This window comes from Blastococcus mobilis, assembly GCF_900188025.1.
In the GTDB taxonomy this organism is placed as follows: Bacteria; Actinomycetota; Actinomycetes; order Mycobacteriales; family Geodermatophilaceae; genus Blastococcus_B; species Blastococcus_B mobilis.
Map to the genome: position 1 here is coordinate 68,066 of NZ_FZNO01000018.1, position 16,226 is coordinate 84,291.

Annotated in this window: 13 protein-coding genes; 9 read left to right on the plus strand and 4 right to left on the minus strand. The window is 72.8% G+C overall.

The annotated features are described in order from the left end of the window. Positions 1-23: 23 nt before the first annotated feature. From CHB94_RS16065 to CHB94_RS16075, 3 genes are all read right to left on the minus strand, one after another. Entirely contained in the window at positions 24-1,865 is a 1,842-nt protein-coding gene (locus CHB94_RS16065; RefSeq protein WP_176445591.1) for an NAD+ synthase, read from the minus strand. 78 nt (positions 1,866-1,943) lie between these two features. Continuing rightward, on the minus strand, positions 1,944-2,792 hold the full coding sequence (locus CHB94_RS16070) for a slipin family protein (protein WP_089337568.1): 849 nt from the start codon (positions 2,790-2,792) through the stop codon (positions 1,944-1,946). Positions 2,793-2,973: 181 nt separating this feature from the next. Further along, entirely contained in the window at positions 2,974-3,975 is a 1,002-nt protein-coding gene (locus CHB94_RS16075; RefSeq protein ID WP_176445592.1) for a universal stress protein, read from the minus strand. A gap of 102 nt (positions 3,976-4,077) precedes the next feature. Here CHB94_RS16075 and CHB94_RS24575 point away from each other — a divergent pair, with 102 nt between their 5' ends. The 6 genes from CHB94_RS24575 (at position 4,078) to CHB94_RS16100 (ending at position 11,331) form a co-directional block, all read left to right on the plus strand. Beyond that, entirely contained in the window at positions 4,078-4,512 is a 435-nt protein-coding gene (locus CHB94_RS24575) for a MarR family winged helix-turn-helix transcriptional regulator (protein WP_141137523.1), read from the plus strand. 161 nt (positions 4,513-4,673) lie between these two features. Then, positions 4,674-6,014 carry a glutamine synthetase family protein gene (locus tag CHB94_RS16080; protein WP_089337616.1) on the plus strand — a complete coding sequence of 447 codons (1,341 nt, stop codon included), beginning with the start codon at positions 4,674-4,676 and terminating at the stop codon, positions 6,012-6,014. Positions 6,015-6,099: 85 nt separating this feature from the next. Beyond that, positions 6,100-6,831, plus strand: coding sequence for a type 1 glutamine amidotransferase (locus tag CHB94_RS16085; RefSeq protein ID WP_089337570.1), 732 nt, complete (start codon positions 6,100-6,102; stop codon positions 6,829-6,831). Beyond that, positions 6,828-9,938 carry a bifunctional [glutamine synthetase] adenylyltransferase/[glutamine synthetase]-adenylyl-L-tyrosine phosphorylase gene (locus CHB94_RS16090; RefSeq protein WP_089337571.1) on the plus strand — a complete coding sequence of 1,037 codons (3,111 nt, stop codon included), beginning with the start codon at positions 6,828-6,830 and terminating at the stop codon, positions 9,936-9,938. The genes CHB94_RS16085 and CHB94_RS16090 overlap by 4 nt, the downstream gene beginning before the upstream one ends. Before the next feature lie 55 nt (positions 9,939-9,993). Continuing rightward, on the plus strand, positions 9,994-10,323 hold the full coding sequence (locus tag CHB94_RS16095) for a CDGSH iron-sulfur domain-containing protein (protein ID WP_217899334.1): 330 nt from the start codon (positions 9,994-9,996) through the stop codon (positions 10,321-10,323). Between the two features lie 123 nt (positions 10,324-10,446). Continuing rightward, entirely contained in the window at positions 10,447-11,331 is an 885-nt protein-coding gene (locus CHB94_RS16100; protein ID WP_089337572.1) for a bile acid:sodium symporter family protein, read from the plus strand. A 44-nt stretch (positions 11,332-11,375) separates the two neighbouring features. Here CHB94_RS16100 and CHB94_RS16105 read toward each other — a convergent pair whose 3' ends face one another. Further along, positions 11,376-12,389 (minus strand): iron-containing redox enzyme family protein, encoded by a 1,014-nt coding sequence (locus CHB94_RS16105; RefSeq protein ID WP_089337618.1) that lies wholly within the window; start codon positions 12,387-12,389, stop codon positions 11,376-11,378. Positions 12,390-12,463: 74 nt separating this feature from the next. On the opposite strand from CHB94_RS16105, the gene CHB94_RS16110 reads away from it, so the two are divergent. From CHB94_RS16110 to CHB94_RS16120, 3 genes are all read left to right on the plus strand, one after another. Further along, a complete protein-coding gene (locus tag CHB94_RS16110; protein WP_089337573.1) occupies positions 12,464-13,309 on the plus strand; it encodes an SDR family NAD(P)-dependent oxidoreductase in 846 nt (281 codons plus the stop codon). A gap of 328 nt (positions 13,310-13,637) precedes the next feature. Further along, a complete protein-coding gene (locus tag CHB94_RS16115) occupies positions 13,638-15,140 on the plus strand; it encodes an MFS transporter (protein WP_089337574.1) in 1,503 nt (500 codons plus the stop codon). A 213-nt stretch (positions 15,141-15,353) separates the two neighbouring features. Continuing rightward, on the plus strand, positions 15,354-16,226 hold the full coding sequence (locus CHB94_RS16120) for an FAD binding domain-containing protein (RefSeq protein WP_089337575.1): 873 nt from the start codon (positions 15,354-15,356) through the stop codon (positions 16,224-16,226).

Below are 16,226 nucleotides of genomic sequence, written 5' to 3' on the forward strand. Positions count from 1 at the left end.
CTTTGCTGGATCCACGAGCTCGATCACGACGCTCCTTCGCGGACGCTGGGCAGGCTCTCCCGCCAGCGATTGGTGATCGGCAGCCGCCGATCTCGGCCGAACGCCTTGAGGCTGATCTTCGTTCCCGGGGCCGACTGCCGGCGCTTGAACTCCGCGGTGTCCACCAGACGAAGGACCCGGGCCACCACCTCGGCGTCGTGGCCACGCTCGAGCAGCTGCGCCATCCCGAGGTCACGGTCGACGTAGTCGGCGATGACTGCGTCGAGCTCCTCGTAGGACGGCAGCGAGTCGCTGTCCTGCTGGCCGGGGGCGAGCTCGGCGGACGGCGGCTTCAGGATGCAGTTCTCCGGGATCGGCTCGGTCTGACCGCGGTCGCGGGCATGGGCGTTGCGCCAGCGGGCCAGCTCCCACACCAGCGTCTTGGGCACGTCCTTGATCGGCGCGAACCCGCCCGCCGCATCGCCGTAGAGCGTGGAGTAGCCGACGGCGACCTCGCTCTTGTTGCTGGTGGCCAGCAGCAGGTGCCCGTGCTGGTTGGACAACCCCATGAGGAGCGTGCCGCGCACCCGCGCCTGCAGGTTCTCGGCCGCGACCCCGGAGAGCTCCACCGAGCTCTCGAAGGCATCGACCATGGGCGCGATCGGCACGACGGAGTAGTGCATCCCCAGCCGCGCGGCGCTGTCCTGGGCGTCGCTGAGCGAGTGGTCGCTGGACCACTTCGAGGGCAACCCCACCCCGTGCACGCGGTCGGCCCCCAGGGCGTCGACGGCGAGCGCGGCGACCAGTGCCGAGTCGATCCCGCCCGACATCCCGAGGATCACCGAGGGCAGGCCGTTCTTGTCGATGAAGTCGCGCAGGCCCACGACCAGTGCCCGCCAGACCTCCTCGCAGTCGCTCAACGGTGACACGACCTGACCTGGCCGTGGCTCGAAGCCCGGGACCGGTCCGTCGGACACGACGTGGCGGCTGACGGTCATCGGGCCGAGGCGACCCTCCCTGCGCTCGGGTGCCGCGGACGGATCGACGGTCAGGTCGACGGTGAGCAGGTGCTCCACCAACTGCGGCGCGCGGGCCAGCAGCGTGCCGTCGGCTGCCACCACCATCGAGTCGCCGTCGAAGACCAGCTCGTCCTGTCCGCCGATCTGGTTGCAGTAGACGATCGGCGCGCGGGCCTCGGCCGCCCGTCGGCGCACCATGGGCAGCCGCAGGTCGTCCTTGGCCCGCTCGTAGGGGGAGGCGTTGGGGGAGACGACCAGGTCGACGCCGGCCTGCCCGGCGACGCCGCACGGACCGCCCTCCACCCACAGGTCCTCGCAGATGGTCAGGGCGACGTCCACGCCGTGCAGTCGTACGATCACCAGCTCCGTGCCGGGCACGAAGTACCGCGCCTCGTCGAAGACGCCGTAGTTGGGCAGGTGCCGCTTGTAGTAACGGGCCACGACCTCCCCGCCGTGCAGCAGGGCCGCAGCGTTGCGAGGGGTGCCGGTCCGGGGGTTGGCGTCTCCCGGCAGGTCGGCGGCGTCCTCGCGCTCGACCTCGGGTCCGGCCGGTCCGGGAGCGCCGTCCCCGCTGTGCGCCAGGTAGCCGACGACGACCGCGACGTCCCCGTACCCCTGGTCGGCGAGGGTCCGGGCCAGCTCGGCCACCGCCTGCTCGCTCGCGTGCGCGAAGGACTCCCGCAGCACGAGGTCCTCCGGTGGGTAGCCGGTCAGCGTCATCTCGGGGAACACGACGAGGTGGACGCCGTCCCCCGCCGCCTTGGCCGTCCAGGTGGTCACCAGCTCGGCGTTGCCCGCGAGGTCGCCGACGCGGGTGTCGACCTGGGCCAGGCCCACCCGCAACTGCACCGGCTGCTGATCGCTCACGGGGTCAGTCTGGTCGCCCGCCGGGGCGTTCGGCCAGACGGGCCGGCTGTCTGGATGATCACCCCGCGAACGAGGTCCCTAGGCGTCGGACCGCTGCAGGGGAACGCCGTTCGGTGCGCCGACGGCGGGCGGCGGGGTCGCGGGGACGCCGGACGCTGCGGGCGGCGCGGGGGCGGTGGCCCGCTCGAGGAAGCGCAGCAGCTCGACGGGGAAGGGCAGCACGAGGGTCGAGTTCTTCTCGGCGGCGACCTCGACGACCGTCTGCAGCAGACGCAGTTGGAGCGCGGCCGGCTGAGCGGCCATCACCTCGGCGGCCTGGGCGAGCTTCTCCGAGGCCTGCAGTTCGCCCTCGGCCGTGATGACGCGTGACCTCCGTTCCCGTTCTGCCTCCGCCTGGCGGGACATGGACCGCTTCATCGACTCCGGCAGTGCGACGTCCTTGATGTCGACCCGGTCGATGTGCACACCCCAGTCCACGGCGGGGTTGTCCAGCATGAGCTCCAGTCCCTGGTTGAGCCGCTCGCGGTTGGACAGCAGGTCGTCCAGGTCGCTCTTGCCGATGATCGACCGCAACGACGCCTGGGCGACCTGGGCGATGGCGGCCTGGTAGTTCTGCACGTCGACGACGACCCGGACCGGGTCGAACACGCGGTAGTACACGACGGCGTCGACCTTGACGGTCACGTTGTCGCGGGTGATGCCCTCCTGCGCGGGGACCGGCATTGTGACGACCTGCATGTTGACCTTGTGCAGCCGGTCGGCGACCGGCGCGATCAGGGTCAGTCCGGGCCCGCGCGGTTGGCCGCGCAGTTGCCCGAAGCGCAGGACGACGCCCCGCTCGAACTGGGTGACGACGCGGACACTGGCTCCGATCAGCAGGAGCAGACCCACGACCAGGACAGCGAGTACAACCAGGACGGCTTCCATCTCGGCCTCCGGTGTCGTCGTGACTCCCGCGTTGCCCGCGGGTGAAGACGATGTGATCAGCGTAGGACGGTCCGGCCCGGCGGAGGCCGGATCGATCGTTGCTTCCGCTCGGCCCGCCCGGGATCACCCGCGGGCCAGGCGGCGCCGCCGTCCCGGGGCCGTCGACGACGGCATCGGCGCGTCACCGGACCACGGGCTCGCCCCGCACGACGGCGACCGGGCAGGGGGCGCCGTCCAGCACGGCTCGGGTCACCCGTCCCAAGGCGGCGTTGCGCAGGTGTCCGCGTCCGCGGCAGGCGAGCACCACCATCGCCGCGTCGTCGCAGCCGGCGATCACGGCCGTTCCAGCGTCCTGCCGTACCACCTCGGCCGTGAGGGGTACGTCGGGGAAGTCGGCCCGGAAGGGGGCGAGCGCGCGGTCGAGCAGCTGGCGCGCGGTGGCCTCGGTGGCGGCGGGAGCGGCAGCCACCCCCTCCAGGTCGGCGGGGCGGTCAGGGGTCCACGCGTGCACGGCTGTGATGCCCAGCCCTCTCCGGTGAGCCGCCCGGAAGGCGAAGGCGATCGCTGCTCCGTCATGTCCCGGGTCGTCGAGGCCGACCACGATCCGGGTCGGGGACGGAGGGGGCCGGTCGCTCCGGAGACCGTGGACGACGGCGACCGGGCACCCGGAGGACCCGGCGAGGGTGATGGGCAGAGGGGCGTGCAGGAGGCGGTGGATGGCCGAGTGGGAGCGGCTGGACGGACGACCGCCGAGGACGAGCAGCCACGCCTGCCGGCTCTCTTCGTGCAGCACCCGAGCGGGGTTCCCCCGCACCAGACGGCCGTCCACCGGGATGCCGGGGGAGATCGCACCGGCACGCCCCACGGCGTCGTCCAGTACCTGCGCGGCGTCGGTCTGCGCTTCGACCAGCTCGTCCAGGGACGGCACCAGGCCGAGGGGATCGACGAGGAACGGGGTCCGGAACGCATGCACGATGCGCAGCGGGCACTCCTGGCCGGCCGCCTCGGCCGCGGCCCACTCCACTGCCTGGGCGCTGCCACTGGTGTCGACGCCCACGACCACGGAGCCGGCGGCGGACCTCAGGCGCGCCACGAGCGGGCTCGCCGCCCGCACGAACGAGGTGTCCGACAGGAGTGCCGCTTCCAGGTCTCGTGCCGCGCGTTCTTCCCGGTCACTGAGCACGAGCCCTCCTCGGGGTGAACCCGTATCCCGGGAAACATCGTAACGCGATATTTTCGGCTCGTGTTCGTGCCCGTGCCCGTGCCCGCGTGGTCTGATGGGCGCGTGCCGGGACCGGACGATGCGCCCACCGGCGCGCCCCTCAGCAAGCAGGAGTTCGAGGCGCTCGCCCGCTTCCGATTCGGCATCCGCCGGTATCTGCGCTTCAGCGAGGAGACCGTGCGCCGGCACGGGGTGACCCCGCAGCAGTACCAGTTGCTGCTGGCGCTGAAGGGTTTTCCCGAGCGGGACTGGGCCACGGTCGGAGAGCTGGCCGAGCGACTGCAACTGCGTCATCACAGCGTCGTGGAGCTGATCGATCGTGCTCAGGCAGAGGGCCTGGTGGAGCGGGTGGCGAATCCCGAGGACGGCCGCTCCGTCCGGGTTCTGCTGACGCGCCAGGGGGAGCGGATCCTCGGTCGACTCAGCGCCCTGCACCGGGACGAGCTCCGGCGCCTCGACACGACGCTCGCTCCGCCGAACTGGGATGCACTCGGCTGAGTTCGCGAGCGGCCCGGCTCGCCGGCCCGGACACCTCCTGGAGTGGCCGGCCGGTCAGGACTGCGCCCGACCATGGCGTGCCAGGTGCAGTAGGACCCCCGGAAGAGGCAGGCTGGGGAGACGTCACACCCCGGAAACGAGCGGACTGGATCATGGCGAGCATGGACCGACAGCAGGAATTCGTCCTGCGAACCCTGGAAGAGCGCGACATCCGCTTCGTGCGGTTGTGGTTCACCGACGTCTCGGGCTACCTGAAGGCCGTCGCCGTGGCTCCGGCCGAGATCGAGGCGGCATTCGCCGAGGGCATCGGCTTCGACGGCTCGGCGATCGAGGGCTTCGCCCGCGTCTACGAGTCCGACATGCTCGCCAAGCCCGACCCGGGCACCTTCCAGGTCATGCCCGCGACCAAGGGTGGCCCCAGCGACACCGCGCGGATGTTCTGCGACATCACGCTCCCCGACGGCTCCCCGGCCTGGGCCGACCCGCGCCACGTGCTGCGCCGGGCGCTGGCCAAGGCCGCCGACATGGGCTTCACCTTCTACACCCACCCCGAGATCGAGTTCTTCCTGCTGAAGGACCTGCCGACCGACGGGAGCGCGCCGCAACCGGCCGACACCGGCGGTTACTTCGACCTCTCCACGCACAACGTCGCGCACGACTTCCGCCGCGAGGCGGTCTTCGCCCTGGAGGCCATGGGCATCTCGGTGGAGTTCAGCCACCACGAGGTCGCGCCCGGGCAGCAGGAGATCGACCTGCGCTACGCCGACGCGTTGTCGATGGCGGACAACATCATGACGCTGCGGCACGTGGTCCGGGAGGTGGCGCTCGCCCAGGACGTGCACGCCACCTTCATGCCCAAGCCGTTCACCGACCTGGCCGGCTCGGCGATGCACACCCACGTGTCGCTGTTCGAGGGCGACCGCAACGCCTTCCACGACGCCGCCGACCCGATGCGGCTGTCCACGACGGGCAAGCAGTTCATCGCGGGCCTCCTCACCCACGCCCGCGAGTACACCGCCGTCACCAACCAGACGGTGAACTCCTACCGGCGGCTGCTGGCCGGCACCGAGGCGCCGACAGCGGCCACCTGGGGCCGGGCCAACCGGTCGGCGCTGGTGCGGCTGCCCTCCTACAAGCCGAGCAAGGCGCAGTCGGCGCGGGTCGAGATCCGGTCGCCGGACTCCGCCTGCAACCCGTACCTGACCTTCGCCGTCCTGCTGGCCGCCGGGCTGCGCGGGGTCGAGAAGGGGTACGAGCTGCCGCCCGAGGCCGAGGACGACGTCTGGTCGCTCACCGACACCGAGCGGCGGGCGGCCGGCTACGAGGACCTGCCGGTCTCCCTCGGCGAGGCGCTGACCGCGATGCAGGGCAGCGAGCTGGTCGCCGAGACCCTCGGCGAGCACGTGTTCGAATTCTTCCTCCGCAACAAGTGGGAGGAGTTCAACTCCTACCGGCAGAACGTCACGCCGTTCGAGCTGCGTCGCTACCTGCCCGGCCTGTAAAGGGTGAAACGGCCTCGTCGCAGGGGCCCGTGCCGAGCCTGCGAGGCGCGGGGGGCGACGAGGTCCTTCTACTAACCTCGACGGCGTGGCCCGCCTGCTCGTCGTCGTGCTCAGCGAGACCGATCCGCCGGCCCGGCTGGGCGACTGGCTGCGCGAGGCCGAGTTGGAGCTCGACGAGCGGCACATCGAGGCCGGTGACGTGCTGCCGGACGGCCTGGACGGGTACGACGGGCTGCTCGTCCTGGGCGGCCCCCAGTCGGCGATGGACGACGCCGACACCAGTCCGGAGCTGGTCGGCGCCCGGGCGCTGCTGAGCCAGGCGCTCGCGGCTGACCTGCCCACGCTCGCCATCTGCCTGGGCGCGCAGCTGCTGGCCCAGGTCGGCGGAGGCCGGGTGCGCGTCGGCGTGGAGGGGCCCGAGGTGGGCGCGACGCTCGTCGCCAAGCGGGACGTCGCCGACGCCGACCCGCTGTTCGGGCCGCTGCCGCTCTCGCCGGACGTGATCCAGTTCCACCACGACGAGATCGCCGAGCTCCCGGCCGGCGCGACGCTGCTGGCGAGCAGCCCGATGTACGCGCACCAGGCCTTCCGCGTCGGGCGGCACGTCTACGGCCTGCAGTTCCACATCGAGACGACGCCGGAGATCGTCCGCGAGTGGGCCGAGCGCGACGAGGTCGGCGTCGCGGCCAGCCCGTACGACCGGGAGACCATCTGCCTGATGTCCGATGCCGCCCACCCCGACATCGAAGAGGTCTGGGCGCCGTTCGCCGGCCGGTTCGCCGAGCTGGTCCGCACGCGCGCGCGGCAGGCAGCGTGACCGCCGCCGAGGCGGAGGTCCCGCGGCGGGCGGTCGTCCGGCTGATCCGCTTCGGGTTCGAGGACGGCGCCCGCGCGGCGCTGCTCCTGTCCGACCCGGCACTCGGTCTCTGGGACCTCGAGCGCAACGAGCCCGCCGACCCCGAGGCGGGGCCGGTCGTGGCCGCGCTGGCCCGGGCCGGTGACCCCGACCTGGCGCTGCGGTCGCTGCACCGGTTGGTGGAGGCGCTGGACTCCGCCGACGCCTCCGGGGAGGCGGCCGCCGCCCTGCTGGCGCACCTGCGCGGGTCGGGCCTGCTGCGCAGCCGCCTGCTGTCGGTCCTGGGCGCCAGCTCGGGGCTGGCCGATCATCTCGCCGCCCACCCCGCGGACTGGACCGTCCTCGAGGACGACGGCGACGGCATCTTCCGGGGGTCCTCCGGCCCGTCGGCCCAGGAACTGCAGCGGCGGATGCTGGCCGCCGTCGGTGCCGATCCCGACGACCCGCCGTGGGGGGTGCGGTTGGGCAGGGCGGCGCCGGACGCCGGACCGGAGCGCATCCGGGAGCTCCGGCTGGCCCACCGCCGGGCCCTCCTGTCCCTGGCCGGCCGCGACCTGGGGGAGGGGCTGCCGGCGGAGGAGGCCGCCGCCGAGCTCGCCGACATCGCCGGCGCCGTCCTGACCGCCGGCCTCGCCCTCGCCGTCGCCGAGCAGCCGGAATCGGCCGCCCCCTGCCGGCTGTCGGTCATCGCGCTGGGCAAGACCGGCGGCCGGGAGCTGAACTACGTCAGCGACGTGGACGTGGTGTTCGTGGCCGAGCCGGTCGATCCCAGCGAGCCGGAGAGCGCCGCCCTGTCGAGCGCGACCCGCGTCGCCGCGGCGCTCATGCGGATCTGCCACGAGGCCGCCTGGGAGGTCGACGCCGCCCTGCGCCCCGAGGGCAAGGCCGGGGCCCTGGTCCGGACGGTCGCCGGGCACGAGGCCTACTACCAGCAGTGGGCCAGCACCTGGGAGTTCCAGGCGCTGCTGAAGATGCGGCCGGTCGCGGGCGACCCCCATCTCGGCCGGGCCTACGTCGAGGCGCTGTGGCCGCTGGTGTGGAAGGCGGGGGACCGGCCGGGCTTCGTGGCCGAGGTGCAGGCCATGCGACGCCGGGTGGAGGCCAACATCCCGCCCGCCCAGGCCGAGCGCGAGCTCAAGCTCGGTCGCGGCGGCCTGCGCGATGTCGAGTTCGCCGTCCAGCTCCTGCAGATGGTCCACGGCCGGGCCGACGCGTCGTTGCGCGTGGGCGGCACGCTGCCGGCGCTGCAGGCGCTGTCGGCGGGCGGGTACGTGGGCCGGGAGGACGCCGCGACGCTCATCGCCTCCTACCGGTTCCTGCGCACCGTCGAGCACCGGCTGCAGCTGCTGCGACTGCGGCGGACCCACCTGCTGCCCACCGACGAGCAGCAGCTGCGCTGGCTGGCCCGGTCGCTCGGCTACAAGCCCGACCACCGTGGGGAGGCCGTCGACGTCCTCGACGCCGAACTCGGCCTGCACACCCGCGAGGTGCGGCGGCTGCACGAGAAGCTCTTCTACCGCCCGCTGCTGTCGGCGGTGGCCCGGGTCCCGGGAGAGCATCTGCAGCTGAACTCGAAGGCTGCGGGGGACTGGCTGCGCGCGCTCGGCTTCGCCGATCCCGAGGGGGCGCTGCGGCACCTGGCCGCGCTCACCGGCGGGGTGTCCCGTTCGGCGTCGATGCAGAAGTACCTGCTGCCGGTCCTGCTGCAGACGTTCGCGTCGTGCCCGAACCCCGACGCCGGCCTGCTGGCCTACCGGCAGGTGAGCGAGGCGCTCGGGGGCAACCAGTGGTACCTCCGGTTGCTGCGCGACGAAGGCCAGGTGGCCGAGCGGTTGGCCCACCTGCTCGGCTCCAGCCAGTACGTGGCGGGGTTGCTCACCCGCACCCCGGAGGCGCTGCGGCTGCTCGCCGATGACGCCGAGCTCGAGCCGCGCAGCGCCGCCACGCTCGTCGGCGCCTGGCGGGCGGCGGCCCGGCGCGCGCCCGGCCCGCAGGCCGGCATCCGGGTCGTCCGAGGGTTGCGACGCCACGAGCTGCTCCGGGTGGCGTCGGCCGATCTGCTGGGGAGGCTGGACGTCGTCCGCCTGGGGCAGGCGCTCACCGACGTCGCGGCCGCGACCTTGCAGGTCGGCCTGGACGTGGCGGTGCGGGCGCACGCGACCGAGAGTGGCGTCGATGTCGCGGACATGCCGATGGACCTCGCCGTCATCGGCATGGGCCGGCTCGGCGGGCGCGAGATGGGCTTCGGATCCGACGCCGACGTGCTCTTCGTCCACCGCCCCCGGGAGGGCGCGGACGAGGCGAAGGCCGCCGCGGCGGCCAACGCCGTCGCCCACACGCTGCGCCGCCTGCTCGCGGAGCCGGCGCCGGACCCGGCGTTCGAGGTCGACGCCGACCTGCGGCCCGAGGGGCGGCAGGGCGCGCTGGTGCGCAGCCTGTCGGCCTTCCGCGAGTACTACCAGCGCTGGGTGTCGGTCTGGGAGGTTCAGGCGCTGCTGCGCGCGGCGCCGGTTGCCGGCGACGAGCAGCTCGGGGCCGACTTCGTGGCGATGATCGATCCCATCCGCTACCCGGGGGCCGGTCTCACCGACGAGCAGGTGGCCGAGATCCGCCGGATCAAGGCGCGGGTGGAACGGGAGCGGCTGCCCCGTGGTGCCGACCCGGCGACGCACACCAAGCTCGGCCGGGGGGGCCTGGCCGACGTCGAATGGGCCGTGCAGCTGCTCCAGCTGCAGCACGCCGCCGAGGTGCCGGCTCTGCGGGTCCAGCCGACGGTCGACGCCCTCGCCACCCTCGAGGACGCCGGCCTGCTCGAGCACGAGCAGGCGGAGGCGCTGCGCTCGGCCTGGGAGCTGGCCACCCGCGCCCGCAATGCGATCTTCCTGGTGCGCGGCCGGCCGAGCGACCAGCTGCCGCGCCCCGGCCCGGAGCTTGCCGGAGTCGCCCGGGCGTGCGGCTACGGGGCGGACGCCGACCCCGGGCAGTTCCTCGACGACTACCGGCGCACCTCCCGGCACGCCCGCAACGTGGTGGAGGACGTCTTCTACGGCCGGCCCGCCGGCGGCTGAGGTCTAACGGGTGAGCGGGTGTGTGCCGAACGGTCCGGCAGGGCAGGGGAGGGACGTGGCGCGATCACTGTCGGTGGAGCCGGACCTGCCGGAAGACGTCGATGCCGCGGCCGAGCCCGACGGCGAGCGGGCGGAGGGCGTGACGATCACGCCCTACCGGGACGGGCCGCTCATCGTGCGCGGGGACTTCCGGCTCCTCGACCAGGACGGCAACGAGATCGACCCGGGGCGGGACACGATCGCGCTCTGCCGGTGCGGGAAGTCCGGCATCAAGCCCTTCTGCGACGGGTCGCACAAGCGGTCCGGCTTCTCCGCGCCGAGCGCACCGAGCAGGCCCCGCCCCGCAGCCCAGATCCTGCGCGAGTCCCGTCTCCCGGGGACCTGACGGAGAACTCCGGTCACCCATGCGTGTGCCGGCGTGGGACATGTGACCTCCATGCCCCACGATGCTCGGCACGTCCCGCCGGACGTCCCTGGTGGGGCCGCCGGCGCCTGATCGGGAGGTCCCATGTGGTCAGCGCTGACCACCGTCCTGCTGCCGCTCGCTCTCGCCATCGTCATGCTGGGGCTCGGTCTGTCCCTGACCCCAGGCGATTTCGTGCGGGTCGGGCGGCAGCCGAAGGCGGTGCTGATCGCCCTGGCGCTCCAGCTGCTGGTCCTCCCGGGGCTCTGCTTCGGCCTGGTGGTCCTCTTCGACCTGCCGCCGTTGCTCGCCGTCGGCATGCTGCTGCTCGCGGCGTCGCCGGGTGGCACCACGGCCAACCTGTTCAGCCACCTCTTCCGCGGTGACGTGGCCCTGAACATCAGCCTGACGGCGGTGAACTCGCTGATCGCCGTGGTGACGCTGCCGGTGGTCACCAACCTCGCCATCGACTGGTTCGACCCCGCCGACGCCGGCACGCTGGGCCTGCAGTTCGGGAAGACGGCCCAGGTCTTCGCGGTGGTGCTCGTCCCGGTCGGGATCGGGATGCTGATCCGGCGGCGGCGGCCGGCGTTCGCCGAGCACATGGACAAGCCGGTGCGGATCCTCTCCGCCGTCGTCCTCGCGCTGGTCATCGTCGGCACCATGCTCGCCGAGCGCGAGAACATCGGCGGCTACCTGCGCGACGCGGGGCTGCCCGTGCTGCTGTTCTGCCTGGCCAGTCTCACCCTGGGCTTCGTCGTCCCCAGGGCGCTGGGTGTCGCTGAGCACCAGGCGATCGCCAGCGCCTTCGAGATCGGCGTCCACAACGCCACGCTGGCGATCGCGGTCGCCGTCAGCGTGCTCGGCAGCGTCGAGCTGGCCGTCCCCGCCGCGGTCTACGGGGTGCTGATGTTCCCGGTCGCCGCCGGATTCGGGTGGGTGATCACCCGGGTCACCACGCGCGACTCCGCCCAGCTCACCGTGGGCTGAGCCGGTCCGGCACCACCGAGCGTCACGGCGCGTCGCCGAGGAGGTCAGGCGGCCAGGGCATCGTGGCGGCGCAGCGCGGAGCGACCGATCTCCCAGGCGCCCAGGAGGTGGGCCGCCGCCACGCCGTCCATGGCCAGCGAGCAGGCGGCGCCGAACAGGACGTCGGGCGCCAGGTCCGGCTGCTCGGCCACCAGGGAGCCGCACATGTCCACCGATGCGATCTGCTCGTGGACGGCGTCGGCCTCGACGTGCTCGTCGTAGAAGACGGTGACCCGCTCGTCGAAGCCCAGCCGGCGCAGCCCGGCCGAGTAGCGCCGGCTCGGCTCCGACGACGTCATCTCGACGGCCGCCAGGTGACCGAGCGCGGCCCCTCGCCAGCGGCGGTGCAGGCCGAACAGCGACATCGTGTTCACCGACGCGAAGGCCGCCGCCGGCGCCTCGTTCCACAGCGCGCCGTACGCGGCGTCGAGCCCGAGGGAGGCCATCAGGCCGGCGAACAGCTCGCTGTGCATCCGCGCCGCTGAGCCGCCGCCGTACTCGTCGGCCTGGATCTCGACCATGGCCGCCTTCGCCCGGCCCGACAGCCGCGGAATGGCGAAGGTGTGCGGATCGGCCTCCTTCAGGTGGTAGACCGACCGCAGCGTCAGGTACTCACGCCACTGCTCGAGCGTGCCCTGCTTGGCCATGAACGACGACAGCGAGGGGCCGTCGTCGGCTGCGATGAGCGCGATGAGCTGGCGGTCGATGGACTCGTCGGTGACCTCGAGGGGGCCGGTGAGCGTGCGCAGCGCGGCAAGGTGCCGGCGCTCCAGCCCAGCCCTCAGCCGCAGCAGGGCCGGGTCCCACTCCCAGTCCTCGGAGATGCCGTCGAAGCCGCGGTAGTGCAGCTCGTAGAGGACGGCGAGGCTGATCTGCAGGTCCTCGTCGGTCAGGGCGTAGGGCCCTCCGGCCGCCAGCCGGTCCGCCCGCTCGATCGCCGCCGCCGAGAGCGCAGTGCGGGTGCCGAGGTCGCGGCAGAGGGCATCGCTGAGGGGACCGCGGGGCTCGGGCAGGCGCATGGTCCCGATCATGCCCATCGACCCGGAAACGATGCACCGGGGCATGTGATGTCCCCCGCGGGTAGTAGGCGGGCATGACACGTCCGCGGGATGCCGTCGTTCTCGTCACCGGGGGTAGTGCCGGGATCGGCCGTGCGACGGTGAACCGGTTCGCCGAAGAGGGGCGCAGGGTGGTCACCTGCGCCCGGGGCGGGGAACGACTGGACGAGGCGATCGCGGGCCTTCCCGGCGTCACGGGAGTGGTCGCCGACGTCGCGGACGCGGCCGACCGGGCGCGGCTCCTGGACCGGGTCCTCGAGGAGCACGGTCGGCTGGACGCCGTCGTCCTCAATGCCGGGCTCGGCTGGGCAGGGCTGCTCGAGGACATGCCCGGCGAGGTGGTCGAGGGCATCGTCGCCCTGAACCTCACCGGGGTGGTGGAGCTGACCCGGCTGGCCCTGCCGCACCTGCTGGCCGCCGCCCGGGAGAACGGGCGGGCCGACGTCGTCGCGGTCTCCTCGGTGGCCGCGTGGTCGCAGGTCCCGCCGCTGACGGTCTACTCCGCGACGAAGGCGGGGGTCGACGGATTCGTCACGGGGCTGCGCCGGGAGGTCACCGCGCGCGGGGTGCGGGTGCACACCGTGAACCCGTTCTTCGTCCGGACCGAGTGGCTGGCCCGGGGGCACGGTCACGCACCGCAGTCGGACGCCGACGCGCACGGCCGTCTCTCCCGGGGGATCCCGCCCGAGCGGGTGGCCGACCAGATCGCCGGGTGCCTGACGGCAACGCGGTCACGCACGGTCGCCGTCCCCCGGTGGGCCGGGCTGGTCCGCCTGGGCGAGGTGCCCCCCGTCAACCGGACGCTCGACCGGCTTCTGTCGAGGCGGGTCGAGGGCATCCGCCGGCTCGCCGCCCGCGCGGTGCGCAACCGGGTGGGTTGACCGTGGAAACCGCTCAGCCCGCCGAGGCTTGGACGAATCCGACCGCCCCGCTGTCCACGCAGACGGCGAGGCCCGGCGTGGCGCTACGCAGACGCAGGGTCTCGCCCCCGCCGATCACGCGGACGAAGACGGAGTTGGGCCCTTCGACCACGGGCGCTCGGACGCCGCTTCGGCGACGCTCGCGGCCTCGATGCTCACGGAAAGTGATGCTTGGGGGACGCCGATACGGCATGGTGCAGTTCACCTGAGCGGGTGTCGCGGCGCGGTGCCCGCGCCAGATGATCTTGGGCGGGTAGTGGGCGGCTCCACGTCCACTACCGGAGGAACCATGACAGTCGCTCGCGAGGCATCGACGCCCGGAGCCATTCGCAGCCTCATCCCCGCCCGCATCGACCGGTTGCCGTGGTCGCCGTTCCACACACGGATGGTTGCCGCGCTGGGGACGGCGTGGATCCTGGACGGCCTGGAGATCACGGTCGCCGGTGCTGTCGTCGCGACGCTGACGCAGGAAGAGACCCTGGGGCTCTCGGGTACGCAGGTCGGCCTGATGGCCACCGTGTACCTGCTGGGCGAGGTGGTCGGTGCCCTGTTCTTCGGCCGGCTCTCCGACCGGCTCGGCCGCCGCAACCTTTTCATGATCACGCTGGCCGTCTACCTGGTCGGGAGCGGGCTCACCGCGCTGACCCTGAGCAACGGCCCGGGATGGGTGGCCTTCCTCTATCTCACCCGCTTCATCGCCGGCATGGGCATCGGCGGCGAGTACGCGGCGATCCATTCCGCGATCGACGAGCTGATCCCGGCGAAGTACCGCGGCCGCGTCGACATCATGATCAGCGGCACCTACTGGGCCGGCGCCGTCCTGGGCACGATCGGCACGTTCATCTTCCTGAACGTGCTCGACCCCTCGATCGGCTGGCGGATCGCCTTCCTGATCGGCCCGGTGCTCGGCCTGGTCATCCTCGTCATCCGCCGGCACCTGCCGGAAAGCCCGCGCTGGCAGGTCATGAACGGCCACGAGGCGAAGGCCGAGGAGACGATTGCCTTCATCGAGCAGGAGGTGGAGGCCGGTGGCAAGACGCTGCCGAGGCTGGACGAGAGCAAGGCGATCGAGCTGACCCCGACCCCGGACATCGGCTACCTGGCCCTGACCCGGATGCTGTTCAAGGAGTACCCGCAGCGCGCGATCTACGGCGCCACGCTGATGATCACGCAGTCGTTCCTCTACAACGCGATCTTCTTCACCTACGTCCTGGTGCTCACGGAGTTCTACGGTGTCGCGTCCGAGACCGCGCCGCTGTACCTCATCGCGTTCGCGATCGGCAATCTGGCCGGGCCGTTCGCCCTCGGGCATCTGTTCGACACCGTGGGCCGCAAGCAGATGATCGCCGGTACCTACGTCATCTCGGGGTTGCTGCTGGCGATCACCGCATTCCTGTTCAACGCGGGAGCCCTCGACGCCTTCACCCAGACCGTCGCCTGGTGCCTCATCTTCTTCTTCGCCTCGGCAGGGGCCAGCGCGGCCTACCTCACCGTCAGCGAGATCTTCCCGCTGGAGGTGCGGGCCAAGGCGATCGCGGTGTTCTTCGCCATCGCGCAGTGCTTCGGTGCGCTCGGCCCGGTCATCTACGGGTCGCTGATCGGCGATGGCTCCGAGCCGTCCCGGCTGTTCCTCGGCTACCTCCTGGGAGCCGCCGTCATGGTCGTCGGTGGGATCGCCGCCGCGGTCCTGGGCGTGGCCGCGGAGGGCAGGTCGCTGGAGGACGTCGCCACCCCGCTGGCCGCTCGGCACCCGGGCACCCGCGCGGAAGGCGCGGCCCGGCCCCGGGCCTGACACCCGCACGACACTGCGCGACCCACCGGAGGCCCGGGATCTGGACGATCCCGGGCCTCCGGTCCATGCGGTTGCCGACGTCGCCCGGCCGCGCCCGCCGGCGGCGTTGCGCAGAGGGAACGATCAGGACGCGGAACGTCGCGGCACCCTTGCCAGCTTCACCGCCGGCCTGTTTCCTCCATGAGCATCCAGGGGGGACAGCGAGGAGCGCCGATGGACTTCCTGCAACCGACCTCGTGGACCGATGCCCTTGCCGCTCGGGCCGAACGCCCTGACGCGGTGGCGATCGCCGGGGGCACCGACGTCATGGTCGACCTCAACTTCGACCGCCGTCGTCCGGGGGCGCTGCTCGACCTGGGGCGGGTGCCGGAGCTGCGGGAGTGGGCGGCCGAGGACGGCTGGGTCCGGCTGGGCGCGGGCGTGCCCTACTCCCGCATCATCGAGGAGCTCGCAATCCAGCTGCCCGGCCTGGCGATGGCCTCCCGGACCGTCGGTTCGCCGCAGATCCGCATCCGCGCGACGGTGGGTGGGAACCTCGGCTCGGCTTCCCCGGCCGGCGACGCGCACCCACCTCTCCTGGCCGCAGGGGCGGTGGTGGAGGTGCAGTCGGCCGCCCGCGGGGCGCGGCGGATCCCGGCGGAGGAGTTCTACACCGGGGTCAAGCGCAACGCGCTCGCGCCGGACGAGCTGATCGCGGCCGTGCTGGTGCCGACGGCAGCCGGCCCACAGCAGTTCTGCAAGGTGGGGACGCGCAACGCCATGGTCATCGCGGTGTCGGCGTTCGCCTGTGCGCTGCACCCCGACCGCAAGACCGTCGGCACGGGGATCGGCTCGGCCGCCCCCACGCCCCGTCGCGCTCCGGACGCCGAGGACTTCCTCGCCGGCGAGCTCCAGGCCGCCGGGCTGTGGGACTCCCGCGGCCGGCTGCCCGAGGAGCTGGCCCGCGCGTTCGGGGAACGGGTCGCCGCGGCGGCGTCCCCCATCGACGACGTCCGGGGGAGTGCGGCCTACCGGCGGCACTCCCTGTCGGTGATGGCCCGGCGCGCCGTCACCTGGGCATGGAACGATCTGCGAGAGGCGGCCTGA